At 72.2% G+C, this 14,065-nt stretch carries 16 protein-coding genes; 6 read left to right on the forward strand and 10 right to left on the reverse strand.

The window, feature by feature from the left end:
• Nucleotides 1–3: 3 nt before the first annotated feature.
• Both ABZ810_RS20555 and ABZ810_RS20560 read right to left on the reverse strand, forming a co-directional pair.
• Nucleotides 4–315, reverse strand: coding sequence for a hypothetical protein (locus ABZ810_RS20555; RefSeq protein WP_358405171.1), 312 nt, complete (start codon nt 313–315; stop codon nt 4–6).
• Nucleotides 312–791 (reverse strand): Asp23/Gls24 family envelope stress response protein, encoded by a 480-nt coding sequence (locus ABZ810_RS20560; RefSeq protein WP_358405527.1) that lies wholly within the window; start codon nt 789–791, stop codon nt 312–314. Before ABZ810_RS20560 ends, ABZ810_RS20555 begins: the two co-directional genes overlap by 4 nt.
• Nucleotides 792–1,429: 638 nt before the next feature.
• On the opposite strand from ABZ810_RS20560, the gene ABZ810_RS20565 reads away from it, so the two are divergent.
• Nucleotides 1,430–2,500 (forward strand): S1 family peptidase, encoded by a 1,071-nt coding sequence (locus ABZ810_RS20565; RefSeq protein WP_358405174.1) that lies wholly within the window; start codon nt 1,430–1,432, stop codon nt 2,498–2,500.
• Nucleotides 2,501–2,595: 95 nt separating this feature from the next.
• Here the strand turns inward: ABZ810_RS20565 and ABZ810_RS20570 are convergent, their stop codons facing one another.
• A complete protein-coding gene (locus ABZ810_RS20570) occupies nt 2,596–3,435 on the reverse strand; it encodes a DUF72 domain-containing protein (RefSeq protein WP_358405177.1) in 840 nt (279 codons plus the stop codon).
• Nucleotides 3,436–3,444: 9 nt separating this feature from the next.
• Nucleotides 3,445–4,059, reverse strand: coding sequence for a TetR/AcrR family transcriptional regulator (locus ABZ810_RS20575; RefSeq protein WP_358405180.1), 615 nt, complete (start codon nt 4,057–4,059; stop codon nt 3,445–3,447).
• 101 nt (nt 4,060–4,160) lie between these two features.
• On the opposite strand from ABZ810_RS20575, the gene ABZ810_RS20580 reads away from it, so the two are divergent.
• The 3 genes from ABZ810_RS20580 (at nt 4,161) to ABZ810_RS20590 (ending at nt 6,420) form a co-directional block, all read left to right on the forward strand.
• Complete coding sequence (locus tag ABZ810_RS20580; RefSeq protein WP_358405182.1) at nt 4,161–4,751, forward strand: isoprenylcysteine carboxylmethyltransferase family protein; 591 nt, start codon at nt 4,161–4,163, stop codon at nt 4,749–4,751.
• 141 nt (nt 4,752–4,892) lie between these two features.
• Complete coding sequence (locus tag ABZ810_RS20585) at nt 4,893–5,861, forward strand: cation diffusion facilitator family transporter (protein WP_358405185.1); 969 nt, start codon at nt 4,893–4,895, stop codon at nt 5,859–5,861.
• A gap of 151 nt (nt 5,862–6,012) precedes the next feature.
• Nucleotides 6,013–6,420 carry a cold shock domain-containing protein gene (locus ABZ810_RS20590; RefSeq protein ID WP_358405188.1) on the forward strand — a complete coding sequence of 136 codons (408 nt, stop codon included), beginning with the start codon at nt 6,013–6,015 and terminating at the stop codon, nt 6,418–6,420.
• On the opposite strand, the gene ABZ810_RS20595 is transcribed toward ABZ810_RS20590, so the two are convergent.
• From ABZ810_RS20595 to ABZ810_RS20605, 3 genes are all read right to left on the reverse strand, one after another.
• Entirely contained in the window at nt 6,417–6,887 is a 471-nt protein-coding gene (locus tag ABZ810_RS20595) for a nuclear transport factor 2 family protein (protein ID WP_358405190.1), read from the reverse strand. The genes ABZ810_RS20590 and ABZ810_RS20595 overlap by 4 nt on opposite strands.
• A 75-nt stretch (nt 6,888–6,962) precedes the next feature.
• A complete protein-coding gene (ppk2, locus tag ABZ810_RS20600) occupies nt 6,963–7,781 on the reverse strand; it encodes a polyphosphate kinase 2 (protein ID WP_358405192.1) in 819 nt (272 codons plus the stop codon).
• Between the two features lie 64 nt (nt 7,782–7,845).
• Nucleotides 7,846–8,238 (reverse strand): nitroreductase family deazaflavin-dependent oxidoreductase, encoded by a 393-nt coding sequence (locus ABZ810_RS20605; RefSeq protein WP_358405195.1) that lies wholly within the window; start codon nt 8,236–8,238, stop codon nt 7,846–7,848.
• A gap of 258 nt (nt 8,239–8,496) precedes the next feature.
• Here ABZ810_RS20605 and ABZ810_RS20610 point away from each other — a divergent pair, with 258 nt between their 5' ends.
• Together ABZ810_RS20610 and ABZ810_RS20615 are read left to right on the forward strand one after the other, a co-directional pair.
• Complete coding sequence (locus ABZ810_RS20610; protein WP_358405198.1) at nt 8,497–10,689, forward strand: family 43 glycosylhydrolase; 2,193 nt, start codon at nt 8,497–8,499, stop codon at nt 10,687–10,689.
• A 59-nt stretch (nt 10,690–10,748) separates the two neighbouring features.
• Nucleotides 10,749–11,651 carry a serine protease gene (locus ABZ810_RS20615; RefSeq protein ID WP_358405200.1) on the forward strand — a complete coding sequence of 301 codons (903 nt, stop codon included), beginning with the start codon at nt 10,749–10,751 and terminating at the stop codon, nt 11,649–11,651.
• Nucleotides 11,652–11,763: 112 nt separating this feature from the next.
• On the opposite strand, the gene ABZ810_RS20620 is transcribed toward ABZ810_RS20615, so the two are convergent.
• The 3 genes from ABZ810_RS20620 to ABZ810_RS20630 are packed head-to-tail and all read right to left on the reverse strand — an operon-like array spanning nt 11,764 to nt 14,059.
• Nucleotides 11,764–12,012, reverse strand: a complete 249-nt coding sequence (locus ABZ810_RS20620; protein ID WP_358405203.1) for a DUF6343 family protein — start codon at nt 12,010–12,012, stop codon at nt 11,764–11,766.
• Between the two features lie 35 nt (nt 12,013–12,047).
• Nucleotides 12,048–13,052, reverse strand: coding sequence for an oligopeptide/dipeptide ABC transporter ATP-binding protein (locus ABZ810_RS20625; RefSeq protein WP_358405206.1), 1,005 nt, complete (start codon nt 13,050–13,052; stop codon nt 12,048–12,050).
• A complete protein-coding gene (locus ABZ810_RS20630; RefSeq protein ID WP_358405208.1) occupies nt 13,049–14,059 on the reverse strand; it encodes an ABC transporter ATP-binding protein in 1,011 nt (336 codons plus the stop codon). Before ABZ810_RS20630 ends, ABZ810_RS20625 begins: the two co-directional genes overlap by 4 nt.
• Nucleotides 14,060–14,065 lie beyond the last annotated feature (6 nt).

Below are 14,065 nucleotides of genomic sequence, written 5' to 3' on the forward strand. Positions count from 1 at the left end.
AAGTCACGCATCGTCTTCTCCTCCCTCGCCGGCGACCACGTCACCGACGATCACGTGCACCGGCCGGTCGCCGGCGAGCGGCGCGACGGCCGCCGCGACCGCGTCGGCGGTCTCGGTGACCGGCCGGTCGAGCGTCACGACCACGCCCACGGCGATCTCGTCGCCGTGCACGGCGACGCCGCGGAGCGGCAGCCCCCGCCGGTAGGTGACGGTCGCCTCGGCGGCCGACAGCCGGACCACGCCGTCACAACCCGCGGCGGCCGCGGCGATCCGCTCGGCAAGGTCGCCGGCCGACGGCGCGTCCACCGCGGTCATTGGACCCGCGGCTCCCTGTCGGCGTCGGCGTCATCGTCGTTCTGGTCGTCGTCGGGCAGGTGGATGTCGTCGACGGCGATGTTGACCTCGACGACGTCCAGCCCGCACATGCGCTCGACGGACCGGATCACGTTGTCCCGCACGGCCTGGGCGAGCGCCGGGATGGCCACGCCGTACTCGACGACGAGGTCGATGTCGACGGCCGCCTGGCGTTCGCCGACCTCCACCGCGACGCCCTGCGCGACGCTCTTGCCCATGCCCGGGATGTGCTCGCGCATCGCGCCCATGGTGCGGCCCATGCCCGCGCCCATGGCGTACACCCCGCCGATCTCGCGGGCCGCCATTCCGGCGATTTTCGCGACGACGCCATCGGCGATGGACGTGCGCCCGTTGTCGGATGCGAGCCCTTCCGGCTTGGCCTTGGAAAGGCCTCCGGAAGTGCTTCCTGAGGTCTCGGTGGCCGGCTGGCGCGGCACTCCTGAGCTGGAACGATCCTTGGTCGTGGTCTGTCCGTTGCCCTGACTCACGATGTTCTCCCCCCGAACGTTACGTGAACGAACAGTGGGTTCATACCCGGAAGTCAGACAATATGCAGTCGAACACAAAGAATGGCGTAATTTGTCCAACGGTGCCATTCTCTTGTGCTTGCCGTGGGGTCCGGCGGGCGGGGGGATGGGGATCGCCGGGCGCGCTTCGCGCGCGAGTACCACGACGCTCGGCATGACAGGAGGGTTTACCTGCTGTCGTGTCCGCATCCGGACACTTGGGCCGCTAAGTGCTTTGAGGCCCTTGCGTCGTTTTAGGGCCAAATGTTTCATCGTGAGCGTGCTTCACGTTCCCCTCGCACAGAGAGGTGCGGGGGTCCTCGCTCCCAGGAGGCACGTGTAGATGAGCAAGCCCAGACCCGAGGCCGCGCCGATCCGGATCGTGGAGAGCCTCACCCGTTCTGGCGGACCCGGCATATAAGCCGAGGTCGCGCGCTCGCCGTCGGCGCCCGACGCCGTCGCTCCCCAGCGCGTTCCCCAGTGTCAAGCCGATCGCTCCCCTCGCCGGACGCGCGTCGCCGTGCCTTCGCGCGCCCGGCCGTCGTTCGCCCCCCGCTGGAGGTTCCTCCGTGTACACCCGCCGTACGACCGCCATCGCCGCCGCCACCGGGCTCGCGGCCACCGCTCTCGCCGCCGCTCCCGCCGTCCAGGCCGCTCCCGCCGCTCCCGCCGCCCCGGCCCGGACGACCGCCGCCCAGACCAATGCCGCGCACACCGCCCTGGCCGCGCAGCTCGGCGCCCGCTCCGGCGGCGCCTACGTCGACGGTTCCACCGGCCGCACGGTCGTGACCGTCACCGACGCGGACGCCGCCGCCACGGTCCGGGCCGCCGGCGCCGTGCCCAAGCAGGTCACCCGCAGCGGCTCCGACCTGAAGAAGATCAAGAACGCGCTCAAGGGCGGCATGGTGGACGGCACCGCGCTGTCCATCGACACCGCCGCCAACCAGGTGGTCTTCTCCGCCGACCGCACCGTCGGCAAGGCGGGGCTGGCCAAGCTCAGGAAGTCCGCCGCCAAGTACGGCGCGGCCGTCCGCGTCCGGCAGTCGGCGGGCGAGTACCGGATGTTCACGGCCGGCGGCGAGCCCATCTACACCTCGGGCGGCCGGTGCTCGCTGGGCTTCAACGTCAAGAAGGGCAGCGAGTTCTTCTTCCTGACCGCGGGCCATTGCGTCGCGCTGGCGGGCCCCAGCTGGTTCGCCGACCAGGGCCAGACCCAGAAGCTCGGGGACGCGACCGGCAGCAGCTTCCCCGGCGACGACTACGCCATCGTCAAGTACGACGCCGCGCCGGCCGACACCCAGGGCGTCGTCAGCCTCTACGGCGGCGGCACCCAGGACATCACCGGCGCCGGCGACCCCACCGTCGGGCAGGCCGTCACCCGCAGCGGCAGCACCACCCAGGTGCACGACGGCGAGGTCACCGGCCTCGACGCGACCGTGCAGTACCAGGAGGGCACCGTCGAGGGGCTCATCCAGACCACGGTCTGCGCCGAGCCCGGAGACAGCGGCGGCGCGCTGTTCGCCGGCGGCACCGCCCTCGGCCTCACCTCGGGCGGCAGCGGCAACTGCACGTCCGGCGGCGAGACCTTCTTCCAGCCCGTCAGTGAGGCGCTGAGCGTCTACGGCGTCGAGGTCTACTGACCGCGTAGAGATCTCCAGCGGTCCGGAGACCTCGCGGCCGGCCCCGCTCGGGCGGCCCTCCCATCCTGCCGGAGGAGGGCCGCCCGTTCTCGCGTTCAGAACAGCGCCGGGGGCTCGGCCGGCTCGGGCTCGGGGAGCGGCGGCAGCCCCGGCACCCGCTCCGCGACCTCCGCGTGGAAACGCCGCGCCAGGTCCAGCGCCTCGGCGTTGTCGGGGGTGTGCACGAAGAACGTCGGCGAACGGCCCTCCCGCAACCAGCCGGCGACCACGTCCACCCAGAACCGCCAGCCCTCGACCGTGCGGGCCGCGTCGTCGCGGCCGAGATAGCGCACGATCGGCCGGCCGGTCAGCGCGCGCGACCGCCGCGGCACCCGGGGCTTGCGCGTCCAGGCCTCACGTTCGGCGTCGGTGGTCGGCGGGCTCTGGAACATCGTCACCGTGTCGAACGGCACCCACTCGACGTCCAGCTCGCTCAGGACCCGCTCCAGCGGGCGCGCGCCGCGTTCCTCGAAGAACGCCCGGTGCCGCACCTCGACGGCGTACCGGTGGGTGCGGGGGAGCCGGCGCAGGAACGCGGCCAGGCCGCCCACGTCGGCCGGCGTGAACGAGCCGGGCAGCTGCACCCACACCGCGTGGTTGCGCGGGCCGAGCGGCTCGACCGCCGCCAGGAACGCGCGCAGCTCCTCGTCGATCCCGTTCAGCCGCCGCTCATGCGTGATCGACTTGGGCAGCTTCACCACGAACCGGAAGTCGGGATCGGTCTGCTCGGCCCACGTCTCGACCGTGCTCCGGCTCGGCGTGGCGTAGAACGTGGTGTTGCCCTCGACCGCGTTGCACCAGGTCGCGTAGGAGCGCAGCCGCTCCTTGGGGCGCTGCGGCAGGAACCGTCCGTTCCACGGCGCGTGCGTCCACTGTGCGCATCCGACATGAAGCATGCCTGAACGCTAGCCCGTCAGATACCGGGACAACATGTCGACCACTTCGTTCTCGAACCGCTCCACGTCCGCCGGGCGCTCCTGGGTGAAGAAACGGTGGACGAGCGACTCGACCGCGTTCACGACGATCCGCGCGGCCATCGGCACGTCGGCGACGGTCACCCGGGGCTCGGCGGCGAGGAGGACGCGCACCGCCGCGATGCCCCGCTCCTCCGCCGCGTGCAGGAACGCCAGCAGCTCGGGCGGCCGGGGCGCCTGCTCGAACAGCACCCGGTGCAGGGCCGGATCGTCCCGGTGGTTGTCGACGGCCGCGCGCACGAACAGCCGGATCTTGTCCTCCAGCCGTTCGGGCAGCGGGCCGCCGTCCAGATGCCGCTCGATGGCCGCGATGCCCTCGCGGGCGTGCGCGGTGGCCAACTCGACCAGGATCGCGTCCTTGTTGGGGAAGTACTGGTAGAGCGAGCCGATCGAGTGCCCCGCCGCCTCGGCGATGCGGTTGGTGGTGCCCGCCGCGTACCCGTGCTCGGAGAAAACGCGAGCAGCCGCGGCCAGCAGCCGCTCCCGCGTCTCGACGGCACGTTGCTGACCGGGCGCCTTCCTGGGGCGCAGCCTCCTGTCCGGCACGGTCCCGCGACCTCCTCCGACCTGGGCGAAAGCGAGTAGCCAAGAAACCGAGCAATTGCTCACAATCGTACCGAGGTCAACCCTAGCCGCAGGAGGTCATCGTGGCCGTGTCCGCATTGTCGATCTATCTGGTCTGGGCGTCGCTGGCGTTCGGGCTCCGTGCCTGGGTGCAGTGGCGCCGGACGGGCGACGCCGGGTTCCGCGGCGGCCCCCCGTGGGTCCGTGCGCTCTTCGTCGGGGCCGCCCTCGCCGGCGTCGCCGGGCCGGTCGCCGAACTGGCCGGCCTGGACGCGATCGGAGTCCTGGACCGGCCGACGGTCCGGGGCGCCGGGCTGGCGGTGGCGCTGTGCGGCGTGGCCGCCACGGTCGCCGCCCAGTGGTCGATGGGAGCGTCCTGGCGCGTGGGCGTGGACGAACGCGAGAGCACCTACCTGGTCACCACCGGGGCCTTCGCGCTGGCGCGCAACCCCATCTTCACCGCCATGGGCGTGACCGCGGCCGGGCTGGCGGCCATGACGCCCAACCCGTTCTCCGTGGCGGGCCTGGTCTTGATGATCACGATGGTGCAGCTCCAGGTCCGCGTGATCGAGGAGCCGTACCTGCGGCGCGTCCACGGCGCCGCCTACGCCCGGTACTCGGCGAGGGTCGGCCGGTTCCTCCCCGGCGTGGGCCGCCTGGCGCCGGGCGCCTGACCCGGCCGCGTGACGCGTCCATGGGCTCTGACCAGGGGAGACCGTCCGTTGCGCAGCGGTCGCAAGAGCGGCGTCCCGCAGGAGCGTCCGCTGCGCACCTGTCGAGATGCCGCAGCGGGATATTCCGGCCATGATGCGGTCATGGGCGAGCACCACCACCACGGATTCCGTCACCTGATGCGCCCGCACTCGCACGAGGCGGCCGACAAGGTCGACGGCGCGCTCGAGTCCTCCGCCGAGGGCATGCGCTGCCTGTGGATCTCCCTCGCGGTGCTCGGCGCGACCACCGTGGTCCAGGGCGCCGTGGTCGCCCTGTCGGGCTCGGTGGCGCTGCTCGGCGACACCCTGCACAACGGGGCCGACGCCCTCACCGCCGTGCCGCTCGGCATCGCGTTCCTGCTCGGCCGCCGCGCGCCGACCCGCCGCTACACCTACGGGTACGGCCGCGCCGAGGATTTGGCCGGCGTGGTGATCGTGCTGACGATCGCCGCGTCGGCCGCCGCCACCGCGTACACCGCGTTCGACCGCCTGCTCCACCCGCGCGACGTCACCGATCTCGGCGCGGTCGCCGCGGCGGCCCTGGCGGGGTTCGCCGGGAACGAGCTGGTCGCCCGCTACCGGATCCGCGTCGGCCGCCGGATCGGCTCCGCCGCGCTGGTCGCCGACGGCCTGCACGCCCGCACGGACGGGTTCACCTCGCTGGCGGTGCTGGCCGGCGCGGCCGGGGTCGCGGCGGGCTGGCGCCAGGCCGACCCGCTCGTCGGCCTGCTCATCACGGTCGCGATCCTGGTCGTCCTGCGGCAGGCCGCCCGCGAGGTCTACGGGCGGCTGATGGACGCGGTCGACCCCGCGCTGGTCGACCGCGCCGAGAGCGCGCTGCGCGCCACCGCCGGGGTGCTGGACGTGGGTCAGGTGCGGATGCGCTGGATCGGCCACCGGCTGCGGGCGGAGTGCGACGTCGTCGTCGACCCCGCCATCACCGCCGCCGCGGCGCACCGGGTCGCCGTCGCGTCCGAGCACGCCCTCGTCCACGCGATCCCGCGCCTGGTCGCCGCGACCGTGCACGCCGACCCGTTCCCGCACCGCGACCACCACGCCCTGCGGCACTGACGGATCGTTGCCGCGCGGCATTGACGGGCCGTGTTCGGCCAGGTCAAGCCCATCCCCCTGGGGCGTCCTCGTGGCCCCCCGCGGTCCGGCGCGGTACAGTTCCCCGAGGTTCGAGTATTGCGGTGGAGGCTGTGCGGTGGAGTCAGGCAGGGTGCTGCGTTTCGATGAGGTCCGTGGATACGGCTTCATCGTGCCCGATAGTGGCGGTCCCGACGTCTTCGTCCACGCCAACGAGCTGCTGGACGACAAGGCGCTCTTCAGCCCGGGCACGCTGGTCGAGTTCGAGGTCGCCGAGAGCGACCGCGGGCTCAAGGCCTTCGCCGTGCGCCGGCTGGACGGCGACGCCGCGCCGCCGTCCACGTCGAGCCGGGGCACGCCCGACGGCGTGGGTCCCGATGACGACGACGTGCTGTGCGACGTGCTGTCCACCCGCGAGTTCCAGCAGGAGCTCACCGAGCTGCTCCTGGACGCCGTGCCCGAGCTGACCGGCCGCCAGATCGTCCAGCTGCGCGGCAGCCTCCTCGGCACCGCCCGCCGCCACGGCTGGGTCGACGACTAGGACGCCGCCGGTGGCGCGGCCGGGGCCGCCGCCTCCTGCGACCCGGACGACCAGACCGTCCAGTGCTTGATCGTGGAGAGCCGCCAGCCGTCCGCCGTGCGGACCGCGTCCCAGCGGGAGCGCCCGCCGAGCTGGAACTCCGCCTCTGCCGCCAGGGCGCCCGGCGCGGCCTCGCCCGGAGCGAAGGTGACCATCGCGTTGGAGTGCACCACGGCGCGGTCGCCGTCCACGTCGACCAGCACGTTGGTGAGCAGGTGGTGCACCCTCTTGTCGGGGGAGTGGTTGCGGGTCGCCAGCGCCACCACCGCGTCGATGCCCGCCACCTGCCCGCCCGGCGTGTCGGCCGTGGCGTCCTGGGCGAAGACCGACGAGGGCTCGCCGATGCCCTCGTCCAGCCAGCGATAGGTCCGGTAGACCAGCTGCGTGATCTCGCTGCGGTCCGCGAGTTCCTGAATCCGTGCGTCCATGACGTCCCAACCGTTGGTAGAACCTATATTGGCACGGCCAACGATAACCCTATTTCATTGGGGACGCCAACCTTCTCACCCGGTCAGGGTGGCGGAGTGGTCGGGGACATAGGTCTGCACGTCGCGCGGCGAACGTTCGTAGCCCTTGGGCGGCGGCCGCTCCGGCAGCTTGATCCGCTCCTGCTTCACCGTCGTGTACGGGATGCTGGACAGCAGATGGGCGATCATGTTGATGCGCGCGCTCCGCTTGTCGTCGCTCTCCACCACGTGCCACGGCGCCTCGGGCAGGTCGGTGTGCACCATCATCTCGTCCTTGGCGCGCGAGTAGTCCTCCCAGCGGGTGATCGACTCGAGGTCCATCGGGGACAACTTCCAGCGGCGCATCGGGTCGTCGAGCCGGCTCTGGAAGCGGCGCTGCTGCTCGCGGTCGCTCACCGAGAACCAGTACTTGCGCAGCAGGATCCCTTCCTCGACCAGCATCCGTTCGAAGATCGGGCACTGGTGCAGGAAGCGCGTGTACTCCTGCTGCGTGCAGAACCCCATGACCCGCTCGACCCCGGCGCGGTTGTACCAGGACCGGTCGAACAGCACGATCTCCCCGGCCGCGGGCAGATGCGCGACGTACCGCTGGAAGTACCACTCGGTCCGTTCGCGCTCGGTCGGCTTGGGCAGCGCCGCGATCCGGGCGACCCGCGGGTTGAGCCGCTCGGTCACCCGCTTGATCGCGCCGCCCTTGCCCGCCGCGTCCCGTCCCTCGAACACCACCACGACCCGGGCGCCCTCGGTGCGCACCCACTCCTGGAGGTCCACCAGCTCGCTCTGGAGCCGGTAGAGCTCCTGGTCGTAGATCTTGCGCGGCAGCCGCTTGACCTTGCCCATGCGCGCCTCACCCATCCGCACCCCGGGTCATCCGCCCCGTGCTCATCGCACCCCTACCCGTTGGCCTTACCGATCCGCCCTAAAAGTTCGCGCCGTCCGCGCGGGTGAGCCGGAACACCGGATGGCGATCAGCCTCCGCCGCGAACGCGTCGAGACCGGCGTCCTTGCCCACGTCGAAGTAGGGTCCCACCGTCCGCGGGTGCTCCGCCAGATAGCGCTTCAGGACCGGCGCCGCCTCCTCGGGGCCCAGCTCGGTGACCGTGTAGCCGAGCTCCGTGCCGCCGCGGCGCAACGACACCCGCCCCGCCGCGCGCGCGTTCCGCGCCCATCCGTCCGGTCCGTACGGGGCGACCAGCCACTTCTGCTCGCCCTCCTCCAGCGGCGCGACGGGCGTGGTCCGTGGGAGCCCGCTCTTCCTCCCCGTCACGGTCAGCAGGTAGATCCCGGGCGGTCCCACCCCTTTGGCCAGCATGAACGTCATTAAGCGATCACGCAGCCGGCCGAGCGGGGTCGATCGATACGTCCGTGCCACACTGCCTCCTTCGTCGGTGATCCCAGTCCATCCCCGACGGAATCCCACCGCAAGCCCTCCCCGGCGCGCGTCGCGGCGCACGATCCCGGTGGCCGGTGGCGGCCAGTCCGCGGACGGATTCTAGCCAGTGATTGCTGGCGGATTTACTCTCGCGGCACGCGGACCGCGTGACGGTTCGTCCGGCCACTGGGAGGCCCCGTGAAACCCTCGGCGACACGAACGCGGCTCTCGGTGGTGCCGCTGCTGGTCCTGGCGTTGTGCGCGCTGGCCCTGCCCGGCCGGGCGACGGCGGCGGAGACGGAGACGGTGGCGGCGGCCCCGGCTCAGGCCGCCGCCACGACCTACACCAACCCCGTGGTGACCGGGTTGTCGGCCAACCCGTCCGTCATGAAGTCGGGGTCGACGTACTACGCCTACGTCAGCGGCTTCGACTACTACGTGCCGTTCCCCGTGCTGGCGCTGTCGTCGACGGACCTGGTCACCTGGACCCAGGTCGGCAACGTGCTGCCCACCGCGCAGGCCGGATCGTGGGCCGACGTCTCGTCCGGCTGGAAGTTCCGTTCGCCGTCGGTCCGGCACATCCCGGGCAACCCGGCGGCGAGCCGGTACGTCATGTACTTCAGCGGTACGCACAAGACCACCGGCGCCACGTGCATCGGTGCGGCGACCGCCGCCGGGCCCGCGGGACCGTTCACCGGAGCGGCCGAGCCGCTGATCTGCCCGCAGGGCGGCGCGACGGACCCCAGCGCGGTGCCGCTGCCCGCCGACGCGCCGATCCAGGAACTGGTCTACGTCAAGAAGGGCACCGACGCCGGCATCTACAACCAGGTCCTCAGCGCCGACGGGCTGTCCCTCTCCGGTGCGCCCTTCCTGCTCTACAAGGCCAACCCCGGCTGGTGGCACCAGGGCGTCGTGGAGCGCCCGGCGATCACCCTGACCGCCGACGGCAGGATCTACCTGCTGTTCGCGGGCGGCCCGGCCGGCACCAAGGGCCGCGCCATCGGCTGGACCACGTGCACGCAGGGATTCGGCGTGGTCAACGACTGCCGCCGGCAGACGCGGTTCGGCGGCTGGATCGGCGGCACGGCACAGGCCGACAGCCCGAGCGGCCCGCAGGTGTTCAGCGACGGGACGCACCAGTGGCTGGCCTACGACGGCCTGCCCGGCGGGTCGTGCCCGGCCACCGGCGCGTGCACCGGCACCCGTTCGATGCGCATCGACAAGCTCTGCTTCACCGACCGGGGCATCGGCGAACCCCGCACCAACGCGCCGAGCACCACCGCGCAGTCCCTGACCAGGCAGTCCGGCTGCTCGCAGGACCTTCCCGGCAGGCCGTTCGGGATCGTGCCCGGCAGCGTGGCCGACGACACGGTGGTCGGCCAGGCGCCGAAGATCGCGTTCCGGGACGGCGGGTCGACCTCTCCCATCGCCGGCCGGACGGTGTGGAACTTCTCCGACAGCCTCAACACCGGCGGCTGCCCGTCGCGCTCCAACACCGCGGCGCTCGGCGCCCCCGCCGCGGGCGCGACCGGGCCCGCGTGGACCACCGAGATGGTGGACGCCAACGGCTGCCCGCCGCAGTTCATCCCGTACAACGCCGCCGAGACCGCCTACAACCAGAACCCCGCCTGCCCGCCCGACCAGCCGGGCTGCAACTGGCGCATGGCGCTCTGGGAGGTCGGCATGGTGCCGCTGCCCGACGGCGACGTCGCGGTCTTCTTCCTCAAGCTGATCGACAAGCGCTGCTGGGCCTGTTACGAGTTCCTCGGCATCGGCGTGACCCGGATGAAGGCCGCCGACGTCTCGTCCGGCAACACCGTCGTCACCCGGAACACGCCCGGCGCCTGCAATCCCGACTGCCTCTTCCAGGGCGCCGACAAGCACTACTTCCGCCCGTTCGCCGACCGCGGGTACGTCTACATGTACGCCACCGCGACCCTGACGCGCGCACCGCTGGCCGAGCTGCAGGACCGTTCGAAATGGAGGTTCTGGACGGGCTCCGCCTGGAGCGCCCAGCAGTCGGACGCCGTCGACGTCCCCGGCCTGTTCGAGGGCGGATGGGACAAGGGCGCGGGACAGATCGTCTACAACCCGCACCTCGACCGCTACCTCAACATCGTCGCCGACAACTGGCCCGAGACCTACAAGTTCGTCGCCCAGACCTCGCCCGAACCGTGGGGCCCGTGGACGGCCGAACAACCCGTGCACGACGCCACCCCGCACAAGTGCGCCGACGGCGGCGACCCCTACGGCGCCCTCCAGGCCCCCGAGTTCTGGGAGAACAACGGCCGCGGCCTCAACCTGACCTACGCGCGTCCCGGCCCCAACCTCGGCACCAGCCCCACCTGCCCCGGCCAGGTCCGCTACGTCACCGCCCAGCTCCAACCCTGACGGCCATCGACATCGACCGGCCCCCGGGTTACATCTGAACGAGACGAATGGGGGCCACGATGTCCGAGCTCGACGACCTCTCCATCGAAGAACTCCGCGCCCGGCTGGACCGGCGGGGCCTGCGCGACGACCATGCCGAGATCGTCCGCACCCTCCGCGCCAAACAGAAGGTCATCTACGGCGTGGACGACCGCGTCGACGTCTTCCGCGTCACCGACGCCGCCCTCCTCGCCGACGCCGACAGCGTCGTCGCCCTGTTCAGGTCCGCCGACATCACCGACAACTCCGACGGCACCTCGGCCCTCGCCACCGAGAACTTCGGCGAGAGCATGAACCTCTGCGGGGGCGAGCCGTTCCGCGACCAGCCCACCGGCGCGTTCTGCTCGGGCTTCCTCGTCGCCCCCGACGTCATCGCCACCGCCGGCCACTGCGTCAACGCCGGCGACGTCACCCAGATCCGCTTCGTCTTCGGCTTCCGCATGCGCGACGCCGCCACCGCCGCCACCACCATCGACAACGCCCAGATCTACCGGGGCACCGAACTCCTCGGCCGCGAGCTCGACAACGACGGCCCCGACTGGGCCCTCGTCCGCATCGACCGCGAGGTCACCGACCACCCCGTCGTCCGCGTCCGCCGCTCAGGCCGGATCCCCGACGGCGAGCCGGTCCACGTCATCGGCCACCCCAGCGGCCTCCCCACCAAGGTCGCCGACGGCGCCGCCGTCCGCGACAACTCCCCGTCCGCCTTCTTCGTCGCCAACCTCGACACCTACGGCGGCAACAGCGGCTCCCCGGTCTTCAACACCACCACCCACGAGGTGGAGGGCATCCTCGTCCGAGGCGAGAACGACTTCGTCTCCCAGGGCGCCTGCAAGATCTCCCTCATCTGCCCCACCACCACCTGCCGAGGCGAAGACTGCACCCGCACCACCCAGTTCACCCACCTCCTCCCCGACGACTGAGCCGCCTTTGTCGGCCACGCGTCAGCGTCGCATGATGTCACTTTCTGTTGGGAGCTATCTGTAGAATGTGACACGCCGCTGGTGGGGCGGTATCCGGGGGAAACCCGTACCTTCAGCGGGAGCGGCGGGCGATGACGCGGAGGTCGATCGCGGCCGTGACGACGATGATCAGGCAGACGGCGCCCAGGGCCCAGTAGAGGGCGCCGCCGTCGCGGACGCCCAGGACGACGAAGAGCACGGTGGCCGCTCCCGCCCACACCAGCGTGATCACGGAGAGCACGGCTCTCAGACGCAGCGGGCTGCGGGCGGTCACCGGCTCGTCGCCGGGCGGTCGCCCGTGGTCAGGCTTGATCTCGCTCATACCGGGCTCGTGCCCGGCTGGAGCCCGTTGATGCGTCAGGGGGCGGTGGAGTCCTTGGAGTCGGCGAAGTGGCAGGCGACCGTCTGGGGGAGGCCGTCGCGGGTGGTCAGGGCGGGGACCTCGGTGGCGCAGACGTCGGTGGCCATGTAGCAGCGGGTGCGGAACCGGCAGCCGCTCGGGGGCGAGGAGGGGGAGGGGACCTCTCCGGTGAGGACGATGTCGTCGGTGGTGGAGGACGGGCGGTCGGTGACGGAGGGGGCGGCCGAGAGCAGGGCGCGGGTGTACGGGTGCTGCGGTGAGGTGAAGACGTCGGCGGCGGTGCCGTACTCGACGACGGTGCCGAGGTACATGACGGCGACGTCGTGGGAGATGTGGCGGACGACGTCCAGGTCGTGGGAGATGAAGAGGTAGGCGACGCCGAGCTCTGACTGGAGGTCGGCGAGGAGGTTGAGGATCTGGGCGCGGACCGAGACGTCCAGGGCGGAGACCGCCTCGTCGCAGACGATGAGCTTGGGGCGGAGGGCCAGCGCGCGGGCGATGGCGACGCGCTGGCACTGGCCGCCGGACAGCTCGTGCAGGTGGCGGGCGGCGTGTTCGGGCCGCAGGCCGACCAGGTCGAGGAGGCGGGCGACCTCGGCGTCGCGCTCGTCGCGGGCGACGATGCCCGGGTGGACGCTCCAGCCCTCGGCGATGACCGCGGCCACGGTCATGCGGGGGTTGAGCGAGGTGTAGGGGTCCTGGAAGACCATCTGGAGGTCGCGGCTCAGCCGGCGGCGGCGGCGCGGCGGCGCGGCGGCCAGGTCGGCGCCGGCGAACTCGATCGTGCCGGCGAACGGCGGGCGCAGCCCGACGATCGCGCGGGCGAGCGTGGACTTGCCGCAGCCGGACTCGCCGACGACGCCGAGGGTGCGGCCCGCGTTCACGGTCAGGTCGACGCCGGCCACGACGGGGACGCGGGTGTGGCCGAAACCGTGCCGGCCGGGCCGTTCGTAGCCGGCCTCCAGGCCGCTGACCTTGAGGACAACGTCGGTGACGGTCATGCGGTCTCCTTGGTCACCTGGTCGGAGTGGTGGCAGGCCACGGCGCGGGCGCCGGTCTCGACCAGCGGCGGGTCGTCGGTGCGGCAGACGTCGGTGGCGAACGGGCAGCGCGGGTGGAACGCGCAGCCGCCGGGCGGGCGGCGCGGGTCCGGCGGGAGTCCGGGGATCGGCTTGAGCCGGGTGTCCTCGGCGGCCTCCGGCATCGCCTGGAGGAGCCCGAGGGTGTACGGGTGCGCGGGCCTGGTGTAGACGTCGTCCAGCGGCCCGCGTTCGACGATGCGGCCCGCGTACATGACGGCGACGTCCTGGGCGAGGCGGGCGACGACGCCGAGGTCGTGCGAGACCAGCAGGGTCGCGAGGTCCGCCTCGCGCTGGCGCTGGGCGAGCAGCTGGAGGATCTGGGCCTGGACGGTGACGTCGAGCGCGGTGGTGGGCTCGTCGGCCAGCAGGACGGCGGGTTCGAGCGCGAGGGCCATCGCGATCACCGCCCGCTGGCGCATGCCGCCGGAGAACTGGTGCGGGTGGTCGCCGAAGCGGGCCGGGGCGTCGGCGATGCCGACCTCGCGCATCAGGGCGATGGCACGTTCCCGCGCCGCCCTGCGGTCGAGGCCGAGGCGGCGCCGGAACGGCTCGGCGATCTGCCAGCCGACGGGGAAGCCGGGGTTGAGCGCGGCCATCGGGTCCTGGAACACCATGGCGACCTGGTCGCCGCGGGCGTCGCGCCAGCGGCGGGACGAGAACCCGGTGGTGTCCTCGCCGCCGAGCGTGACGGTGCCGCCGGTGATCTCGGCGCCGGGCGGCAGGAGCCCGATGAGCGCGAGCGAGGTCAGGCTCTTGCCGCTGCCGGACTCGCCGACCAGGGCCAGCACGCGGCCGCGGCGCAGGGTGAGGGAGATCCCCCGGACGACGGGGGTGACGTGCTTGCCCGAGCGGAACCCGATGTGGACGTCGCGCAGTTCGGCGGCGGTCTCGCCGGCGGGGGCGGGGCGGGTTTCGGAAATGGTCATGGGTGC

This window comes from Spirillospora sp. NPDC047279, assembly GCF_040643285.1.
Taxonomy (GTDB): Bacteria; Actinomycetota; Actinomycetes; order Streptosporangiales; family Streptosporangiaceae; genus Spirillospora.